The organism is Enterobacter cloacae complex sp. 418I7 (assembly GCF_050030705.1).
Taxonomy (GTDB): Bacteria; Pseudomonadota; Gammaproteobacteria; order Enterobacterales; family Enterobacteriaceae; genus Enterobacter; species Enterobacter intestinihominis.
The window spans coordinates 3,665,956-3,690,872 of sequence record NZ_JBLGUU010000001.1; the positions used below are offsets into that span (position 1 = coordinate 3,665,956).

The window sequence follows — 24,917 nt, forward strand, 5'->3', positions numbered from 1 at the left end:
GGCAAAGATATCACCGCCGACGCTGCCAGACCCACAGCCCGGTAATCGCCAGCGCAAACAGTGCGCCAAACCCCACCCCGATTGCCACAACCGGCGCACCTGCTTTTACCGCCAGCGAGTAAATCCCCAGCATCAGCAGCATCGCCATGTTTTCGCCAAGGTTTTGCACCGCAATGGCGTTGCCAGCCCCGACGGTCTGCTTGCCGCGCTCCTGCAAAAGCGCGTTGAGCGGTACCACAAAGAAACCGCCTAATACGCCGATCAGTAACAACAGGGCATAGGCTGGCAATATGGCATGTTGCAGGGAGAAGAACAGAACGCCGACGCCGATCAGGATCCCCGCGGGCATGCAGCGCGCAACGGTTTCGAGCGTCACCAGTTTTGCCGCAGCCCCGGCCCCGACCACAATCCCGACGGCAACCATGGCATTCAGGTAGGTCGGCGTGGCGTTGTCTGTTATACCCAGCGCCACCGGCACCCACAGCACCAGCAGGAAACGCAGCGTAACGCCGGCCCCCCAGAACATGCTGGTGCCCATCAGCGAGAAGCGTGTTTCACCGTTACGCCACAGTACGCGGCAGGCGTTAAAGAAGCTGCCGGTCATTGGCCCGAAGCGCCAGGATTGTCCCGGACGCGCCACGGCCAGTTTGGGGATAAACAGGTTGGCGATCACCGCGCCACCGTACATCAGTGCGCAGATGCCAAGCGCGGCGAGTACATGCCAGTCTGCCAGTACACCTCCCGCCACCGAACCCAGGAGAATAGCCGCAATGGTGGAGGACTCCATCAGGCCGTTGGCCTTCACCAGCTTATCGCCGGTGGTGAGCTCACCCAGAATGCCGTACTTCGCCGGGGAGTAAGCTGCCGCGCCAATGCCTACCAGCGTGTAGCCAACAAACGGGTTGATACCAAAGCAGATGCTTGCCGCGCCCAGAAGCTTAAGGCTGTTGGCAAACATCATGACCCGACCTTTGGGGAAGCTGTCCGCCACCTGGCCAACAAACGGCGCAAATACAATGTAAGCACCCACAAACACCATCTGTAGGATCGGCTGGCTCCAGTCGGGATAAAACTCAGCTTTCAGCAACGCCAGCGTAGCAAACAGCAACGCGTTATCGCCGAACGCGGAAAGAAACTGGGCGGCGATAACCGCCATCATGCCTTTCGACCAGATTGAAGTGTTAGTGTGTACTGACTCACGCATTATGCTGTTCCGCCTCTTCAACCATGCCCTTCAGGGTCACAAAATCGGGTTTACCGCTGCCCAGCACCGGTAACTGTTTGAGGTAACGAATATCGCGGGGGACCGCCAGCTCGGGGATACCATGTTCGCGCGCATACCTGAGAAGCGCATCACGCTTCAGTTCACCGTCAGTAGTAAAGAGCACCAGCGCCTCGCCTTTACTGGCATCACTTTTCACCACGGTCGCATGCATTTTCTCCGCCGAGACTGCGGTCGCCAGCGTCTCGACCATTTCAAGAGAGATCATTTCCCCGGCGATCTTGGCGAAGCGTTTTGCACGTCCCTGGATCTGCACGAAGCCCTGATTGTCGAAGCGCACGATATCGCCCGTGTCGTACCAGCCCGTTTCAACCTCGCCATTGACGTTCTCGGCCGTCGGTGCCTCAAGCACGCCCGGGTTTTCCACACGCAGATAGCCGTTCATGACGTTCGGCCCTTTCAGCTGAAGACGTCCGCCGTCTTCAATACCCGGTACCGCCAGCAGACGCGCGTCCAGCCCCGGCAGAATGCGGCCAACCGTTCCCGGTTTTGACGCCATCGGAACGTTGATGGAGACCACCGGCGCGCACTCCGTCACGCCATAGCCTTCCAGAATCCGCAGGCCAAACTTGTCCTGCCAGATCTGGCGCGTACTGTCCTGGAGTTTTTCCGCCCCCGCCACCACGTAGCGCACGCGGAAGAAATCATACGGGTTGGCGAAGCGCGCGTAGTTTCCGAGGAAGGTGGACGTCCCGAACAGCACCGTGCAGTTACGGTCATAAACCAGCTCCGGCACAATGCGGTAGTGCAGCGGGCTTGGGTAGAAGAACACCTCGGCACCGGTCAGCAGCGGCGTAAAGAGACCCACGGTCAAACCAAATGAGTGGAACAGCGGCAGCGCCGACATAAAGCGATCGTTGGCGGTAAAGTCAGCGATGGTTTTAATCTGTTCGACGTTTGCCAGAATGCTTTTGTGGCTATGAACCACACCTTTCGGGTTGCCTTCAGAGCCGGAGGTAAAGAGGATAATGGCATCATCCTCCGGCTGCTGCTTAACCTGCGCCAGACGCGGCATCAGCAGGTGCGCGAAAATCCACAGCTTGTCGGCGGTCGTGACGTCTGCTTTCAGATCTTCCAGGAACACCCAGCGCACCTGCGTCAGCTGTTCCGGCAGGTGCCACAGCTTGCCTTTATCCAGGAACTGGCGGGAGGTAAAGATGGTGTTGATTTGTGCTGCGGTAATCGCACTGGAGAGCCCTTTCACACCCGCCGTGTAGTTCATCATCGCCGGAATGCGGCCCCGGGAGACGGCACCAAAGATCACCGCCGCGCTGATACCCGCGTTTGGCAGCATCAGGCCGATCTTTTCGCCCTGTTTGCTGTACTTTTCCAGGATACGCCCGACAAACAGCGTTTTGGTCAACAGCTTACGGTAGGTATCCGGCGTAAAGTTGATGTCTTCGATGCAGTTTTTCTTCGCACCGTAGCGATACTGCGCCGACAGCAACGATTCATACAGCGTTTCGCGCGGGCGTACGGCCATGCGCGCTTCCATCATAATCTGGTGCAGCATTTCCCCGGCGATTTTACGGCGGTCACGCGCGCGCGGCGCCTCGGGCATCGGCAGTGACGTCGGCGGTAATATATGCAGCGTAATTTTCGGGAACAGACGCTGCTTCACCAGCCCTTTCAGACGGCTGAAAAAGGTCAGCTCAGCCCCGTCGATGCGTAGCGGCACGACGGTGGCCTGAGACTTCGCCGCGACAAAACCGGCGCCGTCGTAAATTTTCATCAGGGAGCCCGTCACTGAAATCCGCCCTTCCGGGAAGATAACCACCGGACGCCCCTGCCCAATCAGACGCACCAGATGTTTAATCATCATCGGTTTGGTAGGGTCGAGCGGGACAAAATCAATCAGCGGCCTGAGCCAGCGCATGTACCATTTTTCACTGATGGAGCTGTACACTGCGAAGACGGGCCGCACGGGCAAAAACAGCGCCAGCAATACGCCATCAAGAAAAGAGACGTGATTCGGTGTGATAAGAACACGCTCGCCATAGAGTGCCTGCGTATCGCCAGTCACGCGAATGCGAAACAGGACACGAAACAGTGTGCGGAAGAACCCAAAAAGCATTTCAACTCCCTTTGCCAGCCAGTGTGAAAGGTATAAATGGTGGCAGATTACACGAGAAGTAGTGAGGGAGCGATAGCAAAAACAGAGGCGAAAAAAAACCTGCGCATCCGCGCAGGTTGGTGCAAGTGAAGAGTACGAAAACGTACCAGGAATTCTCACCAATCAATACCTCTGGGATCTTGATTGTGGCCTCCGGCGACAGACTTCGCCAGCAGGAAAACGCAAGGGAATGAGCCGAAGTGCAACCAGGTGTGAATAATCTCTTTTGCTGTTACAGGTTGAACTTACAGGCAAAAAAAAACCTGCGTAAAACGCAGGTTGGTGTAAATCGTGTTAATCAACCGAAGTTGATTCCACCTATCAATACCTCTGGGATCTCGACTCTAGCAATTCACAACGCATCGTTGCCAACGGACAATCGCAACAGCCTGAGGCAAAGTGTAACTAAAGGTTCAGATTGATATTATTCAGACATGACTGGCCGTGTAACGATTACACCGCGAGGGATGTTCTGCTTCACGTTTGCAGAGGACGCTCACCTGCTCCCCTTGAATGCACGCCGCTTTTCCGCAACACTAGTTAGTGTGTAAACGCTTACCCCTATAAGAAGGTATTGAATGGCGACAATTAAGGATGTGGCTCGTCTGGCCGGTGTTTCCGTCGCGACCGTCTCCCGCGTGATCAACAACTCCCCTAAAGCGAGTGATGCATCACGCCAGGCCGTGCAGGACGCCATGGAAAACCTGAATTATCACCCTAACGCCAACGCACGCGCCCTTGCCCAACAGTCGACAGAAACCATCGGGCTGGTGGTCGGGGATGTATCCGATCCGTTTTTCGGTGCGATGGTCAAAGCCGTAGAACAAGTTTCTTATCACACCGGTAATTTCCTGCTGATTGGTAATGGCTACCACAATGAACAGAAAGAACGCCAGGCCATTGAGCAGTTAATCCGTCATCGCTGTGCGGCGCTGGTGGTCCATGCCAAAATGATCCCCGACGCCGAACTGATCCATCTGATGAAACAGATGCCGGGGATGGTGATTATCAACCGTATTATTCCCGGATTTGAAACCCGCTGCGTGGCGCTCGACGACCGTTACGGCGCATGGCTCGCAACCCGTCACCTGATCCAGCAGGGCCATACCCGAATTGGTTATCTGTGCTCCAACCACCCAATTTCCGATGCGGAAGATCGCCTTCAGGGCTATTACGACGCGCTGCGCGAAGCCGGTCTGCCGTGCAACGATCGTCTTGTGGCGTACGGAGAACCGGATGAGAGTGGCGGCGAGCAGGCGATGACCGAGCTGCTGGGCCGCGGGCGGAATTTCACCGCCGTGGCCAGCTATAACGACTCCATGGCCGCCGGCGCGATGGGCGTGCTGAATGATAACGGAATCGACGTCCCGGCAGAAATTTCGCTGATTGGCTTTGATGATGTGCTGGTGTCGCGCTACGTGCGCCCTCGCCTGACCACCGTGCGCTACCCGATTGTGACCATGGCAACGCAGGCGGCAGAACTGGCGTTAGCGCTGGCCGAGCATCGCCCGCCACCGGAAATTACCCACCTGTTCAGCCCAACCTTAGTGCGCCGTCACTCGGTGGTATCGCCCGCGGAAGCCGTGAGCGAACAGCGATAGAGATGGACGGTTTTATCCGGGTATTCCAGCGCATCACCGATGTAGTGCCAGCCGTAACGTTCGTAGAAGTCGCGGCAGGCAGACCAGAGATGAAGCTCGTGATACCCGGCGCGTCGCGCGTAGCCGATAACATGCTGCTGAAGTTTTCCCGCCAGCCCGTTTCCCCGCGCGGCTTCATCGACATACAGCGCAGCCAGCCAGGGATGAAGATCCTGTCGGGAAATTAAATCGCAACGCCACAACCCAACGGTGCCCAGCAGCTGGTCATCATCAACGGCAATAAAGGTGAGCGGTAACTCGCCTGGCGTCAGGCTGTGCTCGACAATGCTCTGGAAAAAGGCACGCGGCATACCTTCACCAAACGCGTTCCAGATCCAGTCGATCACCTGCTGTGTAAACTGCGGCGCAGCGTGAAGCGGCAGTATATTCACACCAGCTTCCCCTGGAAAAGAGGGACCGATTCGAAGAGATAGCCGTCAAAATCGGGCGCGTCTTCGTCTGACAGCTCAAGCAGGCTCTTTTTGACGTTTTCAAGATGCTGGAACATCGCCTGCCACGCCCCCATCACGTCGCGGCGGCGGAGCGCAGCGAGAATGGTTTGCCTGTCTCCGAGCCACTTCAGGCGCCAGGCGCGGCTGGCGATATGGCCATTGAACTGCTGCCACAGCGGACTGCTGTCCATGTGATGCCAGACGCTCTCAACCGTCGCCAGCAGCATCTGGTTTTGTGTGGCCCCAGCCAGCACCAGGTGGAACATTTTGTTGTTGTCCTGACTGCGATCGTCGACGGCAATCGCCCGTTGCTCTTGCTCGATAATGCGGCGCAGGTTGTCGATGTCCGCCCGTGTCGCCATTTTTGCGGCAAAGGCAGCGATGTTGCTTTCAAGCAGTTGACGCGCCTGGAGAATTTCAAACGGCCCAACGTCACTGTTCAGAAAACGCTCTTCCTCGTTTTCATGCTCTTCCGGAATGCGCATCACGTACACGCCTGACCCCTGGCGAATATCCACCGTTCCCTGAAGCTCAAGCATCAGCAGCGCCTCGCGCACGATAGTGCGGCTGACGCCATACGTCTCGGCGATGTTGCGCTCCGGCGGCAGACGCGATCCCACGGGATAATGCCCCTGGATAATCTGCGCCCGTAAATCCTCGCCAATTTCCTGGTACTGTTTTTTTTCCGGCAGGATGACAGCCTTATCCACGTTTTCACCTGTGTTTTTCAGTTAATGCGCGGGCCGGACGTCCCCCCGGCCAGTTTGTGCGCTATTTTACCAGAAGGCTTACTTCCATTCATCGTCTACCCTGAGCGTCAGCACACGCTCATCGCGCAGCTGGCGGAACCAGGACGCTGATTTCTTTGCCCGCCGTGCGCGTTGATTTTCAAGGTCGATCTCAATCAGCCCGTAGCGGTTTTTAAACGCGTTCATCGGGGAGACATTGTCGGTGAAGGCCCACAGCATATAACCGTGACAGTTTGCCCCCGCCTCCCGCGCCAGCAGCGTGTAGTAGAGATGTTCGCTGATAAACGCGATGCGGTACGTGTCGTCAATGACACCGTCACGATTGCGATACTGCACTTCGTTCTCCACGCCCATCCCGCTTTCCGCCACAAACCAGTCAATGTTGCGATAGTCGTTTTTAATCCGCATCGCCATGTCGTAAATAATGCGCGGAAAGATCTCCCAGCCGCGGGAGGTGTTCATACGCCGTCCGGGCAGCTCAAACGGCTCGTAGTAGTACGCCGGATGGAACGGCGTCTCCGGGTGCCAGGCGCGGGACGGGGCTTTGACGCGATGCGGGTAATAGAGGTTAATGCCCAGCTCATCGACGGTGTTGTCGGCAATCAGCGCCAGCTCGTCAGCCGTGTAGTCCCACTGCACCTGATGCTGCGCCAGCAGGGTAAAGAGCGCCTGCGGATAGCGCCCGTGCACCAGCGGGTCGAGAAAGACGCGGTTGTAGAACAGATCGTACATCTCTGCCGCTCGCACGTCATGCGGCGCGCGGGAGCGCGGATAGGTCACTTCCGGGTTAAGAATACAGCCCACCGTGCCGTCATACCCTTTCTCGCGAAACAGCTTCACCACTTTCGCCGTCGCCAGCACCTTATGGTGGTTCCACTGCATCCAGGTGCTGGTGCTCTGCTCATAGGGCCAGCGCAGCGCGTCAAGGTAGACGCGCGTCTGGACCACAATCGGTTCGTTGAAGGTAAACCAGCGGGTGACTTTGCCGTGAAAGCGCTCAAATACCTTTTCTGCATAGCGAACGAACAGCTCGACGACGTGCTTTGACGCCCAGCCGCCGTAGGTCTCCAGCAGCACGCCCGGCAATTCGTAGTGTTCCAGGCAGATCATCGGCTCAATGCCCTGACGGTGCATTTCATCGAACAGCGCGTCGTAATACGCGGCGTACTCTTCATCTACCGTCGCATTTTCATAGTCGGTTAAAAAGCGCGACCAGTTGATCGAGGTGCGATAGTGCGTCAGTCCCGCCTGCTTCATCAGCGCTACATCTTCGCGGAAGCGATTGATAAAGTCGGTTGCCACCGCCGGACCATAGCCGTTGTGCCAGACGTGACGATCGTTCATGTACCAGAGATCGATCCACGAATCCTGCCCCGGCTTTTTGCCGCTCCAGCCCTCGGTCTGCCAGGCCGATGCCGCCGCACCCAGAATAAAATCTTGCGGTATGGCTATCTGTTTTGTGCTCATCGTATCCTCATGCGTTATCGGTGGCTTGTTGCAGTGCGGCCTGCTCTGCGCGGCGTGAAGCAATTTTCACAAACGGCAGATAGATAATCACCGCGGTCACGATGCAGATAAACTGGGTGATCACCGCCCCCATGGAGCCCGCCGTTGACAGCCAGGCGTTGATCAGCGGCGGCGTGGTCCAGGGCACCATCACCACGGCTTTCCCGGCAAATCCGGTCACGGTGGCAAAGTAGCCAATCGAGCCCGTCACCAGCGGCGTGATGATGAAGGGGATAGCCAGGATCGGGTTGAGCATGATTGGCATACCGAAGATCACCGGCTCATTGATATTAAAAATACCCGGCCCGATGGAGAGCTTGGCTATCTCCTTCATCTCTTTACGTTTGGTGGCAATCATGACGGCTATCAGCAGGCCGATGGTCAGGCCGGAGCCGCCGATGCTCATATAGACGTCCCAGAACGGCATGGTGATGATGTTTGGCACCTCTTTGCCCTGCTCGAACGCGCTCATGTTAACGGTGATTGCCCCCAGCAGCAGCGGCTCGCGGATCGGCTTGATCATCTGGTTGCCGTGAATACCAATCACCCAGAACAGCTGGGCGACAAACATCAGCAGCAGGATCCCCGGCAGGCTTTGCACCACGCGCTCCAGCGGCTGTTGTACCACCTGATAAACCGCGTCGTAGAGATACATGCCGGTAACCTGATGAAACACGAAGCCAAAGGTGGCGATGGCGGTGGTGGTGATAATGGCCGGGATCAGCGCAGAGAACGACGCGGCAACGTTCGGCGGCACCGTGTCCGGCATCCTGATTTTCAGCCCCTTGCGGTTTTCCAGCCAGCAGTAGATCTCCACCGACAGGATGGCGATAAACATACCGAGGAACAGGCTGCGGGTATCTGAGAACTGGCGCAGCAGCACATCTTTCACCACGTGCATCTCACCGTCCACCAGCATTTCCACCGTGGTCGGCGTCACGCAGATAAAGCAGATCACCGCCAGCAGGCCGGGGAACAGGGACTTAATGCCGTTAATACGCCCCAGCTCAATGCCGATTAAAAACACCGCGCCGATGTTGAGAAAATTCAGCGTGGCATAGTTGAGCGCGCTGGTGATCGGCTTTAAGGCCGCGAGAAACGACAGCGACTGAAAGCTCGCCAGACCGTTTTTCGGATCCAGCACCATATTGGAGATCAATACCGAGAACGCCCCCACTATGATGACTGGCATTAAGGTAATAAACGCAGACTTGATCGCCTGGATATAGCGATAGCTGTTGAAGGTAGTGGCAAAACTGCCCAGAGCGTCGATCAGTTTTTCCTGAAATGCCATAGGGTAATACCTCAGTAAAAGGGCTTTTATTGAATAAGGTGTACAGCCGGATACTATTGGTATGCCAAAAATAGCGTCCACAGGCGATTTGTTCTGTGATTAAGCTCCCAACGCCGTTAGAGGTATTCCAGATTATGATTTATCACCATTTTGGTATACCAATGACAGGCATTTATTCCGCGGGCGAGGATCGTTACTGAAAAGCGTGATCGTTATGGGGTTTTGTCCTTCCCACGTCGCTTATGCGCCGGATGGTCTGTGTTAAACTGCAAACCATTACGTGGAAACAGGAATTTCGAATGGCAACAATGCTGGATGTCTCACTGCGTGCGGGCGTGTCGAAGGCCACCGTTTCGCGCGTGCTGAACGGCACAGGTCAGGTTAAAGAGAGCACGCGCCAGCAGGTATTTCGCGCGATGGAGGAGCTGGGCTATCGTCCGAACTTTCTCGCGCGCTCGCTGGCTAACCAGACCAGCAACAGCATCGGTCTGGTCGTCTCGACGTTCGACGGTTTTTACTTTGGTCGTTTGCTACAGCAGGCGTCACGGCAGACCGAAACGCACGGTAAACAGCTGATTGTTACCGACGGTCACGATGCCCCTGAACAGGAAGAACTGGCGGTGCAGATGCTCGCCGACCGCAAGTGCGACGCCATCGTGCTGTACACGCGTTACATGAGCGAAAAGACGATCCTGAAGCTGATCAACAGCGTGCAGACGCCGCTGGTGATCATTAACCGCGAAGTGAGCCAGGCGGCGGATCGCTGCGTCTTCTTTGAACAGCAGGACGCAGCCTTCAAAGCGGTGGATTACCTGATAAGCCAAGGCCATCGGGAGATCGCCTGTATCACCGTCCCGATCCACACCCCAACGGGTAAAGCGCGGCTGATGGGCTACCGTAAGGCGCTGGAGAAGCACGGTATTCGTCTCGATGAGCGGCGGATTAAATACGGCGATGCAGGCATGACGCGGGGTTACGAGCTGTGCAAGGAGCTGATTGCGGAAAAGACATCGTTCAGCGCCCTGTTTGCCTGTAATGATGATATGGCCCTGGGCGCCTCCAAAGCATTACACCAGGCCGGGCTGAAGATCCCGCAGGATATTTCGCTGTTTGGTTTTGACGATGCCCCCAGCGCAAAGTGGCTGGAGCCTGCCCTGTCGTCGGTGTATTTGCCGATCGACAACATGATCGTGACGGCGATCGACCAGGCGATCCGGCTGGCAAAAAACCAGCCGGTTGAAGCGATCCCACCGTTCACCGGCACGCTGGTGTTACGCGATTCGGTGACAACAGGGCCCTGGTTTAATCAGACCAGCTCTAACGCCAGCAATTCCTGAATGGTCTGGCGACGGCGAATCAGCCGCGCCACGCCATTATCAAACAGCACTTCCGGCAGCAGCGGACGGCTATTGTAGTTCGAAGACATAGACGCCCCGTATGCACCGGTATCATGCAGCACCAGATAATCTCCCGGTTTTACCTCTGGCAGCGAACGGGTTTCGACTTTCCCGCCTTCCTGCTGAGTAAAGACGTCACCGGATTCACACAGCGGGCCGGCAACAACGGTCTCGATGCGCGGGGCGTTGACCAGATCGCGGCCATCGGCGGCAAGCGCGGTGATGTGATGATAGCTGCCGTACATGGACGGGCGCATCAGGTCGTTGAAGCCAGCATCAATCAGCACAAAGTGACGGCTTCCCATCTCCTTCACGCTCCGCACCTGCGCCACCAGCACGCCAGCTTCGGCGACCAGGAAACGACCCGGCTCAATCTCCAGCTTCACCGCATGGCCCAGATGAGCGGCAATGCTGTCACGCGCGGCGCTCCACAGGCCGTAATAGTGATCCGTGTCGATCGCCTCCTCCCCTTCGCGGTAAGGGATCGAAAGCCCTCCCCCGGCGGAGATCGCCTCCAGATCTTGGCCAAAATCGATAACCTGACGCACCATCGCGCCACAGACCTGCTCAAGATGGCCATAATCCACGCCGGATCCGATATGCATGTGAATACCCACCAGCTTAAGGTTGTAACGTTGTAAAACCTCCAGCGCCGCAGGCATATCGGCATACCAGATCCCGTGCTTGCTGTTTTCGCCCCCGGTGTTGGTTTTCTGACTGTGACCGTGACCAAAGCCCGGGTTGATGCGCAGCCAGACGCGATGGCCCGGGGAAACCTGCCCAAGCTGTTCCAGCATATCCACCGAACCGGCATTCACCGGGATTTGCAGCTCGTGCACGCGCGCCAGCGTGGCGTCGTCTATCAGGTCAGCGGTGAAGACGATCGCGTCGCTATCGGCCTTTGGATCAAACCCGGCCGCCAGCGCACGTTCGATTTCACCCAGCGATACGGAGTCAACCTTCACGCCCTGCTCGCGCATCAGGCGCAGAATATGAATATTGGAGCAGGCCTTCTGCGCAAAACGCACCACGTCAAACTGATGCAGCGCGACGATTTTCTCGCGAACAATCTGCGCATCGTAGACCCACACCGGACAGCCGAATTCGGCAGGCAGGCGCAGCAGGTTATCGGCGTTTAAATCGGTTTCGGTCTGGTTGAGCGGGCGTGGCATGGTCGTCTCCGGTATTCTGTTTTTTATCATTACGCCACAGCCTGAAGAGAATAAAAAATATCGTTTTATCGTGAGTCTATGCAAAAATGATATGGACCACGCTCAGCCATCAGGTGCCCTATGCCCGCCGTTAACCTACGCCATATCGAGATTTTTCATGCGGTGATGACCACCGGCAATCTCACTGAAGCCGCGCAGATGCTGCACACCTCGCAGCCGACGGTCAGCCGCGAGCTGGCGCGTTTTGAGAAAGTGCTGGGGCTGAAGCTGTTTGAACGCACCCGCGGCAGGCTGCATCCAACGGTGCAGGGTTTACGTCTTTTTGAGGAGGTTCAGCGCTCCTGGTACGGGCTGGACAGGATCGTGAGCGCGGCGGAGAGCCTGAGGGAGTTTCGCCAGGGCGAGCTGTCCATCGTCTGCCTGCCGGTCTTTTCTCAGTCGTTCCTGCCGGTACTGCTACAGCCGTTTCTGGCCCGCTATCCGGAGGTCAGCCTGACCATCGTGCCGCAGGAGTCGCCGCTGCTGGAGGAGTGGCTTTCGGCCCAGCGCCACGATCTGGGTCTGACCGAAACCCTCGTCACGCCAGCGGGAACGGAACGCACGGAGCTGCTCTCGCTGGATGAGGTCTGCGTGCTGCCTGCCAGCCACCCGCTTGCTTTCAAAGCAGTTCTGACCCCGGCAGATTTTCACGGTGAGAACTATATCAGCCTGTCGCAGACCGACAGCTACCGACAGCTTCTGGATGGCCTGTTTGCCGAACATCAGGTGAAGCGGCGGATGGTGATGGAAACGCACAGTGCGGCATCAATTTGCGCGATGGTGCGCGCGGGCGTGGGTATTTCGGTGGTGAACCCGCTCACGGCTATGGACTACGCCAGCAGCGGCGTGGTTCTGCGCCGTTTTAGCGTTTCCGTTCCCTTTACCGTAAGCCTGATCCGCCCGCTGCACCGGCCCGCCTCAGCGCTGGTTGATGCCTTTAGTGAACACCTGATTGCGCACGCGCGTCAGGTGGCGCTTCGGTTACCTGACCTGCAAAAACCTTTATGACAGCATAAACTCCACCGCATCCGCGGCATGGATGGCGGCGGTATCAAAGACCGGTATCGGGCTTTGGTCTGCCGGCACCAGTAGGCCAATTTCGGTACAGCCGAAGATGACTCCTTCCGCCCCCTGCTGCGCCAGTTTCTCAATCACGCTGACGTACCAGGCGCGCGAAGCTTCGCTGAAGGTGCCGAGGCACAGTTCATCAAAAATAATCTGGTTAATGCGCGCCCGGTCTGCCTCCTCCGGGATCAGGCTTTCAATCCCGAACTGGCTACTCAGCCGCCCGCGGTAAAAATCCTGCTCCATGGTGTAGCGCGTCCCCAGCAGCGCCACGCGCGTCATGCCGGCGGCACGTATGGCACGCCCGGTGGCATCCGCGATATGTAAGAACGGCAGCGAACAGCGGTCTTCAATATGCGACGCCACCTTATGCATGGTGTTGGTACACAGCAGAATACCCTGCGCGCCCGCACGCTCCAGGCCAAGTGCGGCGTCTGCCAGCATTTGCCCGGCTTTGTCCCACTCCCCGCTCGACTGGCAGGCTTCTATTTCATGGAAATCCACGCTGTGCAGCAGCAGGCTGGCCGAATGCAGACCGCCCAGACGCTGTTTGACGCCTTCATTAATCAGGCGGTAGTACGGGATCGTTGATTCCCAGCTCATGCCCCCTAACAGACCGATCGTTTTCATCTTTCCTCCTGTACGTTTCACCCAGTGAAGCAAACTTGTGATCGCCTTTCCAGTTATTTGGCTAAACGTTTTCTTTTCGCTGCGGCTGAGATAAGTTAAATGAAACAATGTTTCATTACATAACAGGGCGAAAATATGTTTATTTTCCATAAAGAGACCACGCTTGAGGATTTGGGCAACGGCGTGACGCGTCGTATTCTGGCGCACGACGGCAGGATGATGGCAGTGGAAGTGAATTTCGAGCAAGGTGCGATTGGCCCGCGGCATAACCACCCGCATGAGCAGCTCACCTACGTTCTCTCGGGGGAATTTGAGTTCACCATTGGCGAGGAAAAGCATGTGGTGACGGCGGGCGACACTCTCTATAAAAAGCCGCACGTGATGCACGGCTGCGTTTGCCTCAAACCCGGCACCTTGCTGGATACCTTTACGCCGGTACGCGAGGATTTCCTGAAATAAAAAAAGGCGCTCATCAGAGCGCCTTTTTTCATGTTATTCCGTAACCGGCTCAGGAAGTTGTTCCGGCAGCGGGTTGCGGGAGCGCATTGCTTCGCGCAGCAGCACGCTGCCACAGGCGAACAGCCCACCCAGAATACCCGCCAGCAGCACGATCAGTGCTTTGCCCGGGCCATCTTTTTTCACCGGCATAGAAGGAGAGAGCTGGTATTTGAACGGCTCCAGGCTCACGTCTTCGAAGGAGAGTTTTTGCAGCTGCGCCAGATAGTATTCGCGGTTCTGGAAATCGGCGTTCAGCTCAGAAACATCCTTCAGATTTTTCTCAATTTGCAATTTCTGCGCAATCCCGTCCGCGCCAAGCGCGACGGAGTAATCCGGATCGTCTTTCACCGCCTGTCCGTTACTGTAAACCGGCTTTTTGATCCCTGCCGCGTTCGCCACTTCCAGCGAGTAGTTAAGGCGTTGCAGGTTGGTATTGTGGATATTGGTCAGTCGAACCCGATCCAGCTCCAGCTGCTGCTGAACCGTTTTGGTTCTCAGGATCAGCTGATCGCGGATGTTTTGCATGGTCTCCTGCTCGACGATGCGGGAAATGTACTGAATGTAACCATTTAACACTTTCTGCGCGTCCTCTGCCGTTGGGGCAGTGAAGCTTAACGTCCAGGAGAGATACGGTGCTTTATCAGCATTTTTTTCCTGGGTGTTATCAATAGCCTTCATCTTTTCGGCGATATTGACCACCGCGCGGTGCAGCTCCAGCGGGTCAACCTCGGCGCCATCGAGCTGAGCCATCACGTAAGGAGAGCTCTTCATGTACTCTTCAAGCAGGGACTGAGACTGAAACTTTTTGATAAACAGATTAAATACATCCGCACGGGTAACTTTAACGTCCACATCAAGCACCTGCAGCGTCACCATCATCTGGCGCAGCGAACTCCACTGCGTCTGTTCCGCTGGCGTAATGACCGCTTTACTGGTCCATTTTTGCGGTATCAGGAAGGCGATTGCCAGGCCGACCAGTGCAAATGCAAACACAATGGTAATGATGCGTTTTTTTGCTGCCAGCAGGACGTCCAGCAGACCCAGGAGATCTATTTCTTTAGCGCTGACCGCCGGGGGAGCATAGTGAGGAAAGTTGAGATCCGTATGTTGTTTGAAATCCATTGCTGACATAACTGTTCTTCTTTTAAGGATGCAGTGAAATTCTGCCTGACTGGTTCCGGTTTAAGAAATCATACAAGAATGTAAGAATTATCTGAATGCCGAATTGGTACATCTGTAGACCTGCTATCAGATCTGGTAGTTAGCCACGCTGCGTGACTATTGTTTTTCCCGTTTCCACTTGTGCTTCGTATCGCCTCCTCGCAGTCCCGACGAACGTCCGTGAAAAGGCAAAAATGCCACCTCCCTCACTATATTGAAACAGCGTTTCGACGCTGATCACATTTCCATCATTAAGCGAATGACGCAGAAATAAATCGCAATAATATAAAATAAAACGATGTTTTAGTATCCAAGAACGGCGGTTCAGCTCTTTTGAAACCCAACGCATTTAGCGCAAAGAGGAAGGCAAAAATGCGTTAATAAACAATTTTATATTTAGCCGACGCCAGATATTGCACCCTAAAATTCAGCTCTCATGCCGCGCGATGCTGGCCTGGGAAGATGTAACAAAGCAGATTCCGTTTTAAACCATTGATCGCCAGGTAGGTATGTATGAATGAAAACAAGCTGCTGGGGCTCGCATGGATATCACCCTACATCATCGGGTTGATACTCTTTACGGCATTCCCCTTCGTCTCATCATTTTTCCTCAGCTTTACGGATTACGATTTGATGAGTCCGCCGGTGTTTAACGGCATCGAAAACTATCGCTACATGTTTACCGAAGACACGCTCTTCTGGAAATCAATGGGCGTGACCTTTGCATACGTATTTTTAACCATTCCGTTAAAGCTCGCCTTCGCATTAAGGATTGCCTTTGTCCTGAACTTTAAATTACGCGGCATCGGATTTTTCCGTACTGCCTACTATATTCCGTCGATCCTCGGCAGTTCCGTCGCCATTGCCGTATTGTGGCGCGCCTTATTTGCCATCGATGGCCTGCTGAACAGCTTTATCGGCGTATTTGGTTTTGACCCGGTGAACTGGCTGGGTGAACCGTCACTGGCGCTAATGTCCGTTACCCTGCTGCGCGTCTGGCAGTTCGGTTCCGCGATGGTCATCTTCCTGGCCGCGCTGCAAAACGTACCGCAGTCCCAGTATGAAGCGGCGATGATCGATGGCGCATCGAAATGGCAGATGTTCATGAAGGTGACCGTGCCGCTGATTACGCCGGTGATCTTCTTCAACTTCATCATGCAGACCACGCAGGCGTTCCAGGAATTTACCGGGCCGTACGTGATCACCGGCGGCGGGCCGACCTATTCGACCTACCTGTTCTCGCTCTACATCTACGACACCGCGTTTAAGTATTTCGATATGGGTTATGGCGCGGCGCTGGCGTGGATCCTGTTCCTGGTGGTGGCCGTCTTCGCCGGTATCGCCTTTAAGTCGTCGAAATACTGGGTGTTCTACTCCGCCGATAAAGGAGGCAAAAATGGCTGATATTCAACAACTCTCCACGGCAAGAAGCATCGCCGAACGCGAAGTAGCCCGCACGCTGCGCAGAGAGAAAATCAATGCCACCGTTCGCTATGCGATCCTGCTGTTTGTCGGCCTGCTGATGCTTTACCCGCTGGTGTGGATGTTCTCCGCGTCGTTCAAACCGAACCACGAGATCTTCACCACCCTGAGCCTGTGGCCTGCCCATGCCACCTGGGACGGCTTCATCAACGGCTGGAAAACCGGCACCGAGTACAACTTCGGCCACTACATGCTGAACACCTTTAAGTATGTGATCCCGAAAGTGATCCTGACCATTATCTCCTCCACCATCGTGGCGTATGGCTTTGCCCGCTTCGAGATCCCGTGGAAGAAGTTCTGGTTCGCCACGCTCATTACCACCATGCTGCTGCCAAGCACCGTGCTGCTGATCCCGCAGTACCTGATGTTCCGTGAGATGGGCATGCTGAACAGCTATATGCCGCTGTACCTGCCGCTGGCCTTCGCCACCCAGGGGTTCTTCGTCTTCATGCTGATCCAGTTCCTGCGCGGCGTCCCGCGTGACATGGAAGAAGCGGCGCAGATTGACGGCTGTAACTCCCTTCAGGTGCTGTGGTACGTGGTTGTGCCGATCCTTAAACCGGCCATTATCTCCGTCGCCCTGTTCCAGTTCATGTGGTCTATGAACGACTTTATCGGGCCGCTGATTTATGTCTACAGCGTGGATAAATACCCGATTGCACTGGCGCTGAAAATGTCCATCGACGTCACCGAAGGGGCGCCGTGGAACGAAATTCTGGCAATGGCGAGCATCTCCATTCTGCCATCCATCATTGTCTTCTTCCTGGCACAGCGCTACTTCGTACAGGGCGTCACCAGCAGCGGAATTAAAGGTTAAGAGGGAAATACCATGGCTGAAGTTATTTTCAACAAGCTGGAAAAGGTCTACTCCAACGGTTTTAAAGCGGTACACGCTATCGATCTTAAAATCGCCGAAGGGGAATTCATGGTGATCGTCGGCCCATCCGGCTGCGCCAAATCCACTACTCTGCGCATGCTGGCGGGACTGGAAACCATCAGCGGCGGCGAGGTACGTATCGGCGACAAGATCGTGAACAACCTCGCGCCGAAAGAGCGCGGGATTGCGATGGTGTTCCAGAACTACGCCCTCTATCCACACATGACGGTGCGCGAGAATCTGGCCTTTGGCCTCAAGCTGAGCAAGTTGCCGAAAGATCAGATTGAGTCCCAGGTGAATGAAGCCGCTAAAATTCTTGAGCTTGAAGAGCTGCTCGACCGCCTGCCGCGCCAGCTTTCCGGCGGCCAGGCGCAGCGCGTGGCGGTAGGCCGTGCGATTGTGAAAAAACCGGATGTGTTCCTGTTCGATGAGCCGCTTTCAAACCTCGACGCCAAACTGCGCGCCTCGATGCGTATCCGTATTTCCGACCTGCATAAGCAGCTGAAGAAATCCGGAAAACCGGCCACCACCGTTTACGTGACCCACGACCAGACCGAAGCGATGACCATGGGCGACCGCATCTGCGTGATGAAGCTCGGCCATATCATGCAGGTGGATACGCCGGACAATCTCTACCACAAGCCGAAGAACATGTTCGTGGCGGGCTTTATCGGCGCGCCGGAGATGAATATACGCAAAAGCGTGCTGGTCGAAAAAGCGGGACAGCTGCACATCGCCATTGGTGATGAAAGCATGCCGCTGAACGCGGAGAAGCAGGAGAAAGTCGCCGCTTACGCGGGTCAGGAGATCTTCTTCGGCGTGCGTCCGGAATTTGTGTCGCTCTCTGATGAGCCCTTCCTGAACGGCGGCTGTAGCGGGGAGATGGTGCGCGTTGAGAACATGGGCCACGAATTCTTTGTGTACCTGAAGGTCGCGGACTACGAACTGACCGCAAGAATCCCTTCCGATGAAGCTAAACCAATGATTGATAAGGGACTTCATCGTAAGGTGTATTTCACGTTTGATATGAATAAGTGTCATATTTTTGACGCAAAAACTGAACAGAACCTCTCTCTCTGATGGAGTGATAAAAATGAAAAAAGTGCTTTTAAGCGCAGCTATCTCCGCGACCCTGGGCCTTACCGCTTTGCCATCGATGGCGCAGAATGTGGATTTACGGATGTCCTGGTGGGGCGGCAACGGCCGTCACCAGGTCACCCTGAAAGCGCTGGAGGAGTTCCATAAGCAGAACCCGGACATCAACGTGAAAGCGGAATACACCGGCTGGGACGGTCACCTCTCCCGTCTGACCACCCAGATTGCGGGTGGAACCGAGCCAGACGTAATGCAGACGAACTGGAACTGGCTGCCGATCTTCTCCAAAACCGGTGACGGCTTCTACGATCTGAACAAGTTGAAGGAGGTGATCGACCTGTCGCAGTTCGATCCCAAAGAGCTGCAAACCACCACCGTGGATGGCAAGCTGAACGGCATTCCGATCTCGGTGACGGCGCGGGTGTTCTACTTCAATGACGAAACCTGGAAAAAAGCGGGTATTGCGTACCCGAAAACCTGGGACGAGCTGATGGCGGCCGGTAAAACCTTCGAGAGCAAGCTCGGTAAGCAATACTACCCGGTGATCCTCGAGCACCAGGATACGCTGGCGCTGCTGAATTCCTACATGATACAGAAGTACAACATTCCTGCGGTGGATGAGAAAACCAAAAAGTTCAGCTACACAAAGGAACAGTGGGTGGAGTTCTTCCAGACCTACAAAAAGCTGATCGACAGCCACGTCATGCCGGACACCAAATATTATGCCTCATTTGGTAAGAGCAACATGTATGAGATGAAGCCGTGGATCCAGGGAGAATGGGGCGGCACCTATATGTGGAACTCCACCATCAACAAATATTCCGACAACCTGAAGCCACCGGCGAAACTGGAGCTGGGCAGCTACCCAATGCTGCCGGGCGCCACCGACGCGGGCCTGTTCTTCAAACCGGCGCAAATGCTGTCGATTGGTAAGTCGACCAAAAACCCGGAAGCGGCGGCGAAGCTGATTAATTTCCTGCTCAACAGCAAAGAAGGGGTCGATACGCTGGGCCTTGAGCGTGGCGTACCGCTGAGCAAAGTAGCGGTGCAGTATCTGACTGAAGACGGCACCATTAAAGAGGACGATCCTTCCGTTGCAGGCCTGCGTCTGGCGCAGTCGCTGCCGGCGAAACTCACCGTCTCGCCATACTTTGACGACCCACAGATTGTGGCGCAGTTCGGTACTTCTTTGCAGTATATCGACTACGGGCAGAAAACCGTGGAAGAGACGGCCGCTGACTTCCAGCGTCAGGCGGAGCGTATTTTGAGACGTGCGATGCGGTAAACACTAAGCCGCTTACCCGGCCTACACGGTATCGTAGGCCGGGTAAGCGAAGCGCCACCGGGCAATTACATTACACGCCGATATTACGTAGTTTCTCCCCTCTCATCAGCTTGCGTTCAATATGCTCCAGGGTCACGCCCTTGGTTTCGGGGATCAGCCAGAAGGTCACACCGATAAACGCCACGTTCAGCACCGTATAGAGCCAGAAGGTGCCTGCCGCGCCAATCGCATCCAGCAGCGTCAGGAAGGTCGCGCCAATGATCATGTTCGACACCCAGTTGGTGGTGGTGGAACAGGTGATACCAAAGTCGCGGCATTTCAGCGGCTGTATTTCAGAGCACAGGATCCACACCACCGGCGCGGCGCTCATCGCGTAACCGGCGATACACATCATGGTCATGCCCACGGAGAGCCAGGAGAGGCCGCTTGACGCCGTGCCGTTATCGAACTGCATCAGGCAGTAGCCAAGGATTAAGGTGCCGAGCGCCATCACGCTAAAGCCAATTTTCAGGGCGGGTTTACGTCCGGCCTTATCAACGGTGAACACCGCGATAAAGGTGGCGAACATAAAGGTCAGCCCCACCACCAGCGTGGCGATCATCTGCTGTTCGGTGGTGGTAAAACCGGCCATTTTAAAAATGCGCGGGGCGTAATACATAATGATGTTCATCCCCGTAAACTGCTGCATCGCCTGTAACAGCATGCCGAGGAACACCGCGCGGCGCACGTTGCGGTTCGCCTTAAACAGGGACCAGCCGCCCTGCTTCAGCTTCAGGCTTTCGCGGATTTCGTTCAGCTCTTCACGCGCTTTTTCAGACGTGTCGCGCAACATGCGCAGCACCTCTTCCGCCTCCACGTGACGCCCTTTTTGCGCCAGCCAGCGCGGGCTGTTCGGCAGGAAAATGACTAACACAATCAGCAGCAGCGCAGGCAGCGCCAGCACGCCAAGCATTGCCCGCCAGTTGCCGCTGTAGCTGAAGTACGTATCCGACAGAAACGCCAGCACGATACCGAGCGTCACCATCAGCTGATACATACTGATCATCTTCCCGCGCACGTTCTCACTTGCCATTTCAGAGAGATAAAGCGGCGCGGTGTAGGACGCGATACCCACCGCTACGCCAAGCAGCACGCGTGAAAGCAGCAGCACTTCTATGTTTGTCGCAAACGCGGAGCCGATGGAGCCTGCGACGAACAGGATCGCCCCAACCATCAGGCTGTATTTGCGCCCGAGACGGAACGACAGCCAGCCGTTAAACAACGCGCCGATGGCCGCGCCCAGCATCATGCTGCTCACCACCCACTCTTGCAGGCGGTTGCTTAACGTAAAGTGGTCGGTAATAAAGGGCAGTGCGCCAGCGATAACGCCGATATCCAGACCAAACAGTAGACCGGCTACGGCGGCCGCAACAGAAACAAACTGGTTCATGCGTCGGGTATCGCGCAGCGCAGCGGGCATAAGGGTAGAGTCATTTATAGATGTCATAGTTTCCTGCCTCAACAGCGAAATTCGTTAAGTGAAATTACGAGATACCGGAAGAAAGTGTCAGGTCGGAACTGGTGAAGATATGGATTATTTCGCTACGACATACCGTTCTGTGATGGACATTACAATTTCAAATCAGGGTGGTTTAACCTTATTTTTTATTAATTAGTTAATATTTAAGCAATAAATGTGTGATACCCGTCATTTATTCCTTTTTAGTATGGATTTTTCATCTTTAAGGATATGGATAAAGCCAATTTTGGCGCAAAAAAAACCTCCACCCGAGGGCAGAGGTTCTTTATTAAGGCTGAATTAACGTGCCAGCCAGCCGCCGTCAACGGCGACGGTATAGCCGTTAATGTAATCCGAAGCCGGAGAAGCCAGGAACACAACCGGGCCCATCAGATCGCTCGGCAGACCCCAGCGACCCGCTGGAATACGTTCCAGAATTGCCGCGCTGCGCTCTTCATCAGCACGCAGCTGCTGGGTATTGTTGGTGGCCATGTAGCCCGGCGCAATCGCGTTGACGTTGATATTGTGCTGCGCCCACTCGTTCGCCAGCAGACGGGTCACGCCCATCACGGCGCTCTTCGATGCGGTGTAAGACGGTACGCGGATGCCGCCCTGGAAAGAGAGCATGGAGGCAATATTGATGATCTTGCCGCCTTTCCCCTGCGCGATGAAGTGCTTCGCAGCCGCCTGGGACATAAAGAACACGCTCTTGATGTTCAGGTTCATCACGTCGTCCCAGTCCGTTTCGCTGAAGTTAATCGCATCTTCACGGCGAATCAGGCCCGCATTGTTGACCAGAATATCGATATGCCCGAACTCCGCCACCGCGCGATCCAGCAGTTCAGGGATCGCATCGATTTTGCGCAGGTCCGCGGTCAGGCTCAGGAAACGACGGCCCAGCGCGGTGACGCGCTCGATGGTTTCCGTTGGCTCTACGATGTTAATCCCGACGATATCACAGCCCGCTTCCGCCAGACCTAACGCCATACCCTGCCCCAGCCCGGTGTCACACCCGGAAACCACAGCCACTTTACCCTGCAGAGAAAATGCATCCAGAATCATGTTTGTTCCTTAATCGTTCAGCGCCTGTCACCAACAGGCAGATGTATGCTTAACTGCCTGCGACTAGCGCAGATCCTTAACAGCGACGTGGTCCATGTCATCGAAGACCTGGTTTTCACCGACCATACCCCAGATAAAGGTATAAGCTTTCGTTCCCACGCCAGAGTGGATGGACCAGCTTGGCGAAATGACCGCCTGCTCGTTGTGCATCACGATATGGCGAGTTTCCTGCGGCTGTCCCATCATGTGGAACACGCAGGCATCTTCATCCATGTTGAAGTAGAAATAGACTTCCATGCGGCGCTCGTGGGTATGGCACGGCATGGTGTTCCACAGGTTGCCCGGCGCAAGCTCGGTCAGCCCCATGCTGAGCTGGCAAGTTTCCAGCACATCCGGTACGAAGTATTTATTGATGGTGCGGCGGTTGCTGGTGAGGTTGTCACCAAGGGTCACCGGGGCAACGTCCGCTGGCGTGACTTTTTTGGTTGGGTAAGTCGTATGAGCCGGGGCGCAGTTGTAGTAGAACTTCGCCGGTTTGCTGCCATCGATGCTGGCGAACACCACTTCTTTCGCGCCTTTTCCGACGTACAGCGCGTCACGGTGACCAATTTCGTAGCACTGGCCATCGACGGTTATGGTGCCCGGCCCGCCAATGTTAATCACGCCCAGTTCACGGCGTTCGAGGAAGTAGCTCACGCCCAGCTGTTTGCCCACTTCACCGCCCACGGAGACGGTTTTCGCCACCGGCATAATCCCGCCCACAATAATGCGGTCAATATGGCTGTAGACCATGGTGTACTTGTCGGCTTCGAACACTTGCTCAACTAAAAACTCACTGCGCAGCCCCTGAGTATCCAGCGTTTTTGCGTGCGCACTGTGGATGCTTTGTCTGACGTCCACGTAAACCTCCAGAATTGATCGTGCCCGAAGGCAAAGATGAATAACGAAACAATGTTCCGTTTTCGTGATGAACACATATTATCCCCTGTACATGGGGTTTTCAATTACATTTAAAACAACGTTTCATTTTTTCTGTATGTTTATGCCAGAAATGGTGTTTCGATCACGATAAATCTTTAAGCCCCTCAATCTGGTTAAAGAAACTGAGAATTTGCGCTGTCAGTCACACACAATGAAACGATGTTTTGATAATTTAACACCTAGTTTTCAACCTATATTACGCGTTCAAAGGAGTGCATTATGGCTAAAGGTATGCGGGTCAAGCTGAACTACGAGGTCAGCCGCGATCCGGATACAGGCGTGGAAGTTACCCGCCTGACCCCACCGGAAGTAACCTGTCATCGCAACTACTTTTACCAGAAGTGCTTCTTTAACGATGGCAGCCACCTGCTGTTCGCCGGGGAGTTCGACGGTCACTGGAACTATTACCTGCTGGATCTGAAAAACGCCGAAGCGGTGCAGCTGACCGAAGGCGCGGGCGATAACACCTTTGGCGGGTTCCTCTCTCCGGACGATCAATCCCTCTACTATGTGAAAAACGATCGCACCCTGCTTGAGGTGGATTTAAAGACGCTGGCAGAGCGCGAAGTGTACCGCGTCCCGGAAGAGTGGGTTGGCTACGGCACCTGGGTCGCGAACAGCGACTGCACCAAACTGGTAGGTATTGAGATTGCCAGACGTGACTGGACGCCACTCAACGACTGGAAAATTTTCCACGACTTCTTCCACAAAGGGCCGCACTGCCGCCTGCTGCGCGTTGATCTAAAAACGGGTGAAAGCACCACCATCCATGACGAGAAGATCTGGCTGGGACATCCGATTTATCGCCCGTTCGATGACAATACCGTGGCCTTCTGTCATGAAGGGCCACACGACCTGGTTGACGCCCGCATGTGGCTGGTCAACGAAGATGGCAGCAACGTGCGGAAAGTGAAAACGCACGCGGAAGGGGAAAGCTGCACGCATGAATTTTGGGTGCCGGACGGGTCCGCGCTGATCTACGTCTCTTACCTGAAAGGTCAGCAAGGGCGCACCATCTCCCGCTTCAATCCGGACACCGGTGTGAATGAAGCGGTAATGAACATGCCCGCCTGTTCGCACCTGATGAGCAACGTCGACGGCACCATGCTGGTTGGCGACGGTTCCGGCACGCCTGTCGATGTGAAAGACACCGGCGGCTACACCATTGATAACGATCCTTATCTGTATGCCTTTGACGTGGCGAAGAAAGCCTATTACCGCATTGCCCGTCATGACACTTCCTGGGCTACGGTGGCGAACAGCCGCCAGGTAACCCACCCGCATCCGTCCTTCACGCCGGACGAAAAAGCGGTGCTGTACAGTTCCGATAAAGACGGCAAACCAGCCCTCTATATCGCGAAACTCCCCGAGCAACCTGAAATGTTGCATGCCTGAATGAGTTAGTGTTTCTGTAACTGGCCTTGCCCTCCGATTCGGAGGGCTTTTTTTTGGGTGATTGCGGCGCTTTTTGCCGGGTGGCGCTAACGCTTACCCGGCCTACGAAACGACTGATTGGAGAGAAAGTGTAGCCGGGTAAGCGCATCGCCATCCGGCATACGAAACGACGGAGTGGAAGGAAAGTGTAGGCCGGGTAAGCGCATCGCCATCCGGCATACGAAACGACGGAGTAGAAGGAAAG

At 55.4% G+C, this 24,917-nt stretch carries 21 protein-coding genes; 9 read left to right on the forward strand and 12 right to left on the reverse strand.

Features of this window, described 5'->3' with window-relative positions; translation table 11 throughout:
- Nucleotides 1-10 precede the first annotated feature (10 nt).
- On the reverse strand, nt 11-1,204 hold the full coding sequence (gene lplT, locus ACQG0S_RS17590; protein WP_022649240.1) for a lysophospholipid transporter LplT: 1,194 nt from the start codon (nt 1,202-1,204) through the stop codon (nt 11-13).
- The gene (gene aas, locus ACQG0S_RS17595) at nt 1,197-3,356 is read right to left on the reverse strand and encodes a bifunctional acyl-ACP--phospholipid O-acyltransferase/long-chain-fatty-acid--ACP ligase (RefSeq protein WP_048965689.1); all 2,160 of its coding nucleotides are present in this window, start codon (nt 3,354-3,356) and stop codon (nt 1,197-1,199) included. The genes lplT and aas overlap by 8 nt, the downstream gene beginning before the upstream one ends.
- Nucleotides 3,357-3,973: 617 nt before the next feature.
- On the opposite strand from aas, the gene galR reads away from it, so the two are divergent.
- Nucleotides 3,974-4,996 carry an HTH-type transcriptional regulator GalR gene (gene galR / locus ACQG0S_RS17600; protein WP_003862806.1) on the forward strand — a complete coding sequence of 341 codons (1,023 nt, stop codon included), beginning with the start codon at nt 3,974-3,976 and terminating at the stop codon, nt 4,994-4,996.
- On the opposite strand, the gene ACQG0S_RS17605 is transcribed toward galR, so the two are convergent.
- The 4 genes from ACQG0S_RS17605 to ACQG0S_RS17620 form a co-directional block, all read right to left on the reverse strand.
- Complete coding sequence (locus tag ACQG0S_RS17605) at nt 4,951-5,427, reverse strand: GNAT family N-acetyltransferase (protein ID WP_022649242.1); 477 nt, start codon at nt 5,425-5,427, stop codon at nt 4,951-4,953. The two genes, galR and ACQG0S_RS17605, sit on opposite strands and share 46 nt — an antisense overlap.
- Nucleotides 5,424-6,197 carry a GntR family transcriptional regulator gene (locus tag ACQG0S_RS17610; RefSeq protein ID WP_022649243.1) on the reverse strand — a complete coding sequence of 258 codons (774 nt, stop codon included), beginning with the start codon at nt 6,195-6,197 and terminating at the stop codon, nt 5,424-5,426. Before ACQG0S_RS17610 ends, ACQG0S_RS17605 begins: the two co-directional genes overlap by 4 nt.
- Before the next feature lie 78 nt (nt 6,198-6,275).
- On the reverse strand, nt 6,276-7,703 hold the full coding sequence (locus ACQG0S_RS17615) for a glycoside hydrolase family 1 protein (RefSeq protein WP_048965690.1): 1,428 nt from the start codon (nt 7,701-7,703) through the stop codon (nt 6,276-6,278).
- A 7-nt stretch (nt 7,704-7,710) separates the two neighbouring features.
- Nucleotides 7,711-9,036 (reverse strand): PTS sugar transporter subunit IIC, encoded by a 1,326-nt coding sequence (locus ACQG0S_RS17620; RefSeq protein WP_006811828.1) that lies wholly within the window; start codon nt 9,034-9,036, stop codon nt 7,711-7,713.
- A 299-nt stretch (nt 9,037-9,335) separates the two neighbouring features.
- Between ACQG0S_RS17620 and ACQG0S_RS17625 the strand changes: the two genes are divergently transcribed.
- Nucleotides 9,336-10,373, forward strand: a complete 1,038-nt coding sequence (locus tag ACQG0S_RS17625; RefSeq protein WP_022649245.1) for a LacI family DNA-binding transcriptional regulator — start codon at nt 9,336-9,338, stop codon at nt 10,371-10,373.
- Here the strand turns inward: ACQG0S_RS17625 and lysA are convergent.
- Nucleotides 10,343-11,605: a diaminopimelate decarboxylase gene (gene lysA, locus ACQG0S_RS17630; protein ID WP_048965691.1), complete on the reverse strand. Its 1,263-nt coding sequence runs from the start codon at nt 11,603-11,605 to the stop codon at nt 10,343-10,345. The two genes, ACQG0S_RS17625 and lysA, sit on opposite strands and share 31 nt — an antisense overlap.
- A gap of 120 nt (nt 11,606-11,725) precedes the next feature.
- On the opposite strand from lysA, the gene ACQG0S_RS17635 reads away from it, so the two are divergent.
- The gene (locus tag ACQG0S_RS17635; protein WP_022649247.1) at nt 11,726-12,652 is read left to right on the forward strand and encodes a LysR family transcriptional regulator; all 927 of its coding nucleotides are present in this window, start codon (nt 11,726-11,728) and stop codon (nt 12,650-12,652) included.
- On the opposite strand, the gene ACQG0S_RS17640 is transcribed toward ACQG0S_RS17635, so the two are convergent.
- Nucleotides 12,647-13,339, reverse strand: coding sequence for an aspartate/glutamate racemase (locus tag ACQG0S_RS17640; RefSeq protein WP_023306862.1), 693 nt, complete (start codon nt 13,337-13,339; stop codon nt 12,647-12,649). The genes ACQG0S_RS17635 and ACQG0S_RS17640 overlap by 6 nt on opposite strands.
- Before the next feature lie 135 nt (nt 13,340-13,474).
- Here ACQG0S_RS17640 and ACQG0S_RS17645 point away from each other — a divergent pair, with 135 nt between their 5' ends.
- Nucleotides 13,475-13,798, forward strand: coding sequence for a cupin domain-containing protein (locus ACQG0S_RS17645; protein ID WP_048965692.1), 324 nt, complete (start codon nt 13,475-13,477; stop codon nt 13,796-13,798).
- Nucleotides 13,799-13,831: 33 nt separating this feature from the next.
- Here ACQG0S_RS17645 and wzz(fepE) read toward each other — a convergent pair whose 3' ends face one another.
- Nucleotides 13,832-14,968: an LPS O-antigen length regulator Wzz(fepE) gene (wzz(fepE), locus tag ACQG0S_RS17650; protein WP_023298520.1), complete on the reverse strand. Its 1,137-nt coding sequence runs from the start codon at nt 14,966-14,968 to the stop codon at nt 13,832-13,834.
- A 543-nt stretch (nt 14,969-15,511) separates the two neighbouring features.
- Here wzz(fepE) and ACQG0S_RS17655 point away from each other — a divergent pair.
- From ACQG0S_RS17655 to ACQG0S_RS17670, 4 genes are read left to right on the forward strand one after another with little or no spacing between them, the layout of a single operon-like run.
- Entirely contained in the window at nt 15,512-16,402 is an 891-nt protein-coding gene (locus ACQG0S_RS17655; RefSeq protein ID WP_426750644.1) for a carbohydrate ABC transporter permease, read from the forward strand.
- The gene (locus tag ACQG0S_RS17660) at nt 16,395-17,297 is read left to right on the forward strand and encodes a carbohydrate ABC transporter permease (RefSeq protein WP_022649251.1); all 903 of its coding nucleotides are present in this window, start codon (nt 16,395-16,397) and stop codon (nt 17,295-17,297) included. Before ACQG0S_RS17655 ends, ACQG0S_RS17660 begins: the two co-directional genes overlap by 8 nt.
- Before the next feature lie 12 nt (nt 17,298-17,309).
- The gene (locus tag ACQG0S_RS17665; protein WP_063137621.1) at nt 17,310-18,437 is read left to right on the forward strand and encodes an ABC transporter ATP-binding protein; all 1,128 of its coding nucleotides are present in this window, start codon (nt 17,310-17,312) and stop codon (nt 18,435-18,437) included.
- Between the two features lie 13 nt (nt 18,438-18,450).
- Complete coding sequence (locus tag ACQG0S_RS17670; RefSeq protein ID WP_023298522.1) at nt 18,451-19,737, forward strand: ABC transporter substrate-binding protein; 1,287 nt, start codon at nt 18,451-18,453, stop codon at nt 19,735-19,737.
- A gap of 70 nt (nt 19,738-19,807) precedes the next feature.
- On the opposite strand, the gene araE is transcribed toward ACQG0S_RS17670, so the two are convergent.
- The 3 genes from araE to kduI form a co-directional block, all read right to left on the reverse strand.
- Nucleotides 19,808-21,223, reverse strand: a complete 1,416-nt coding sequence (araE, locus tag ACQG0S_RS17675; RefSeq protein WP_023298523.1) for an arabinose-proton symporter AraE — start codon at nt 21,221-21,223, stop codon at nt 19,808-19,810.
- Nucleotides 21,224-21,535: 312 nt separating this feature from the next.
- Nucleotides 21,536-22,297 (reverse strand): 2-dehydro-3-deoxy-D-gluconate 5-dehydrogenase KduD, encoded by a 762-nt coding sequence (gene kduD / locus ACQG0S_RS17680; RefSeq protein ID WP_003862835.1) that lies wholly within the window; start codon nt 22,295-22,297, stop codon nt 21,536-21,538.
- 63 nt (nt 22,298-22,360) lie between these two features.
- A complete protein-coding gene (gene kduI / locus ACQG0S_RS17685) occupies nt 22,361-23,197 on the reverse strand; it encodes a 5-dehydro-4-deoxy-D-glucuronate isomerase (RefSeq protein WP_017382863.1) in 837 nt (278 codons plus the stop codon).
- Nucleotides 23,198-23,497: 300 nt separating this feature from the next.
- Here kduI and ACQG0S_RS17690 point away from each other — a divergent pair, with 300 nt between their 5' ends.
- On the forward strand, nt 23,498-24,673 hold the full coding sequence (locus tag ACQG0S_RS17690) for an oligogalacturonate lyase family protein (protein WP_022649254.1): 1,176 nt from the start codon (nt 23,498-23,500) through the stop codon (nt 24,671-24,673).
- The last annotated feature ends 244 nt before the right edge of the window (nt 24,674-24,917 follow it).

Bases quoted from the DNA above. Each gene is read 5' to 3' on its own strand.
- ACQG0S_RS17655 (WP_426750644.1), top strand. From the start codon at position 15,512: ATGAATGAAAACAAGCTGCTGGGGCTCGCATGGATATCACCCTACATC.
- ACQG0S_RS17640 (WP_023306862.1), bottom strand. From the start codon at position 13,339: ATGAAAACGATCGGTCTGTTAGGGGGCATGAGCTGGGAATCAACGATC.
- ACQG0S_RS17615 (WP_048965690.1), bottom strand. From the start codon at position 7,703: ATGAGCACAAAACAGATAGCCATACCGCAAGATTTTATTCTGGGTGCG.
- aas (WP_048965689.1), bottom strand. From the start codon at position 3,356: ATGCTTTTTGGGTTCTTCCGCACACTGTTTCGTGTCCTGTTTCGCATT.
- ACQG0S_RS17665 (WP_063137621.1), top strand. From the start codon at position 17,310: ATGGCTGAAGTTATTTTCAACAAGCTGGAAAAGGTCTACTCCAACGGT.
- kduD (WP_003862835.1), bottom strand. From the start codon at position 22,297: ATGATTCTGGATGCATTTTCTCTGCAGGGTAAAGTGGCTGTGGTTTCC.
- ACQG0S_RS17635 (WP_022649247.1), top strand. From the start codon at position 11,726: ATGCCCGCCGTTAACCTACGCCATATCGAGATTTTTCATGCGGTGATG.
- araE (WP_023298523.1), bottom strand. From the start codon at position 21,223: ATGACATCTATAAATGACTCTACCCTTATGCCCGCTGCGCTGCGCGAT.
- ACQG0S_RS17625 (WP_022649245.1), top strand. From the start codon at position 9,336: ATGGCAACAATGCTGGATGTCTCACTGCGTGCGGGCGTGTCGAAGGCC.
- ACQG0S_RS17645 (WP_048965692.1), top strand. From the start codon at position 13,475: ATGTTTATTTTCCATAAAGAGACCACGCTTGAGGATTTGGGCAACGGC.
- ACQG0S_RS17660 (WP_022649251.1), top strand. From the start codon at position 16,395: ATGGCTGATATTCAACAACTCTCCACGGCAAGAAGCATCGCCGAACGC.
- lysA (WP_048965691.1), bottom strand. From the start codon at position 11,605: ATGCCACGCCCGCTCAACCAGACCGAAACCGATTTAAACGCCGATAAC.
- ACQG0S_RS17670 (WP_023298522.1), top strand. From the start codon at position 18,451: ATGAAAAAAGTGCTTTTAAGCGCAGCTATCTCCGCGACCCTGGGCCTT.
- galR (WP_003862806.1), top strand. From the start codon at position 3,974: ATGGCGACAATTAAGGATGTGGCTCGTCTGGCCGGTGTTTCCGTCGCG.
- lplT (WP_022649240.1), bottom strand. From the start codon at position 1,204: ATGCGTGAGTCAGTACACACTAACACTTCAATCTGGTCGAAAGGCATG.
- ACQG0S_RS17690 (WP_022649254.1), top strand. From the start codon at position 23,498: ATGGCTAAAGGTATGCGGGTCAAGCTGAACTACGAGGTCAGCCGCGAT.
- ACQG0S_RS17620 (WP_006811828.1), bottom strand. From the start codon at position 9,036: ATGGCATTTCAGGAAAAACTGATCGACGCTCTGGGCAGTTTTGCCACT.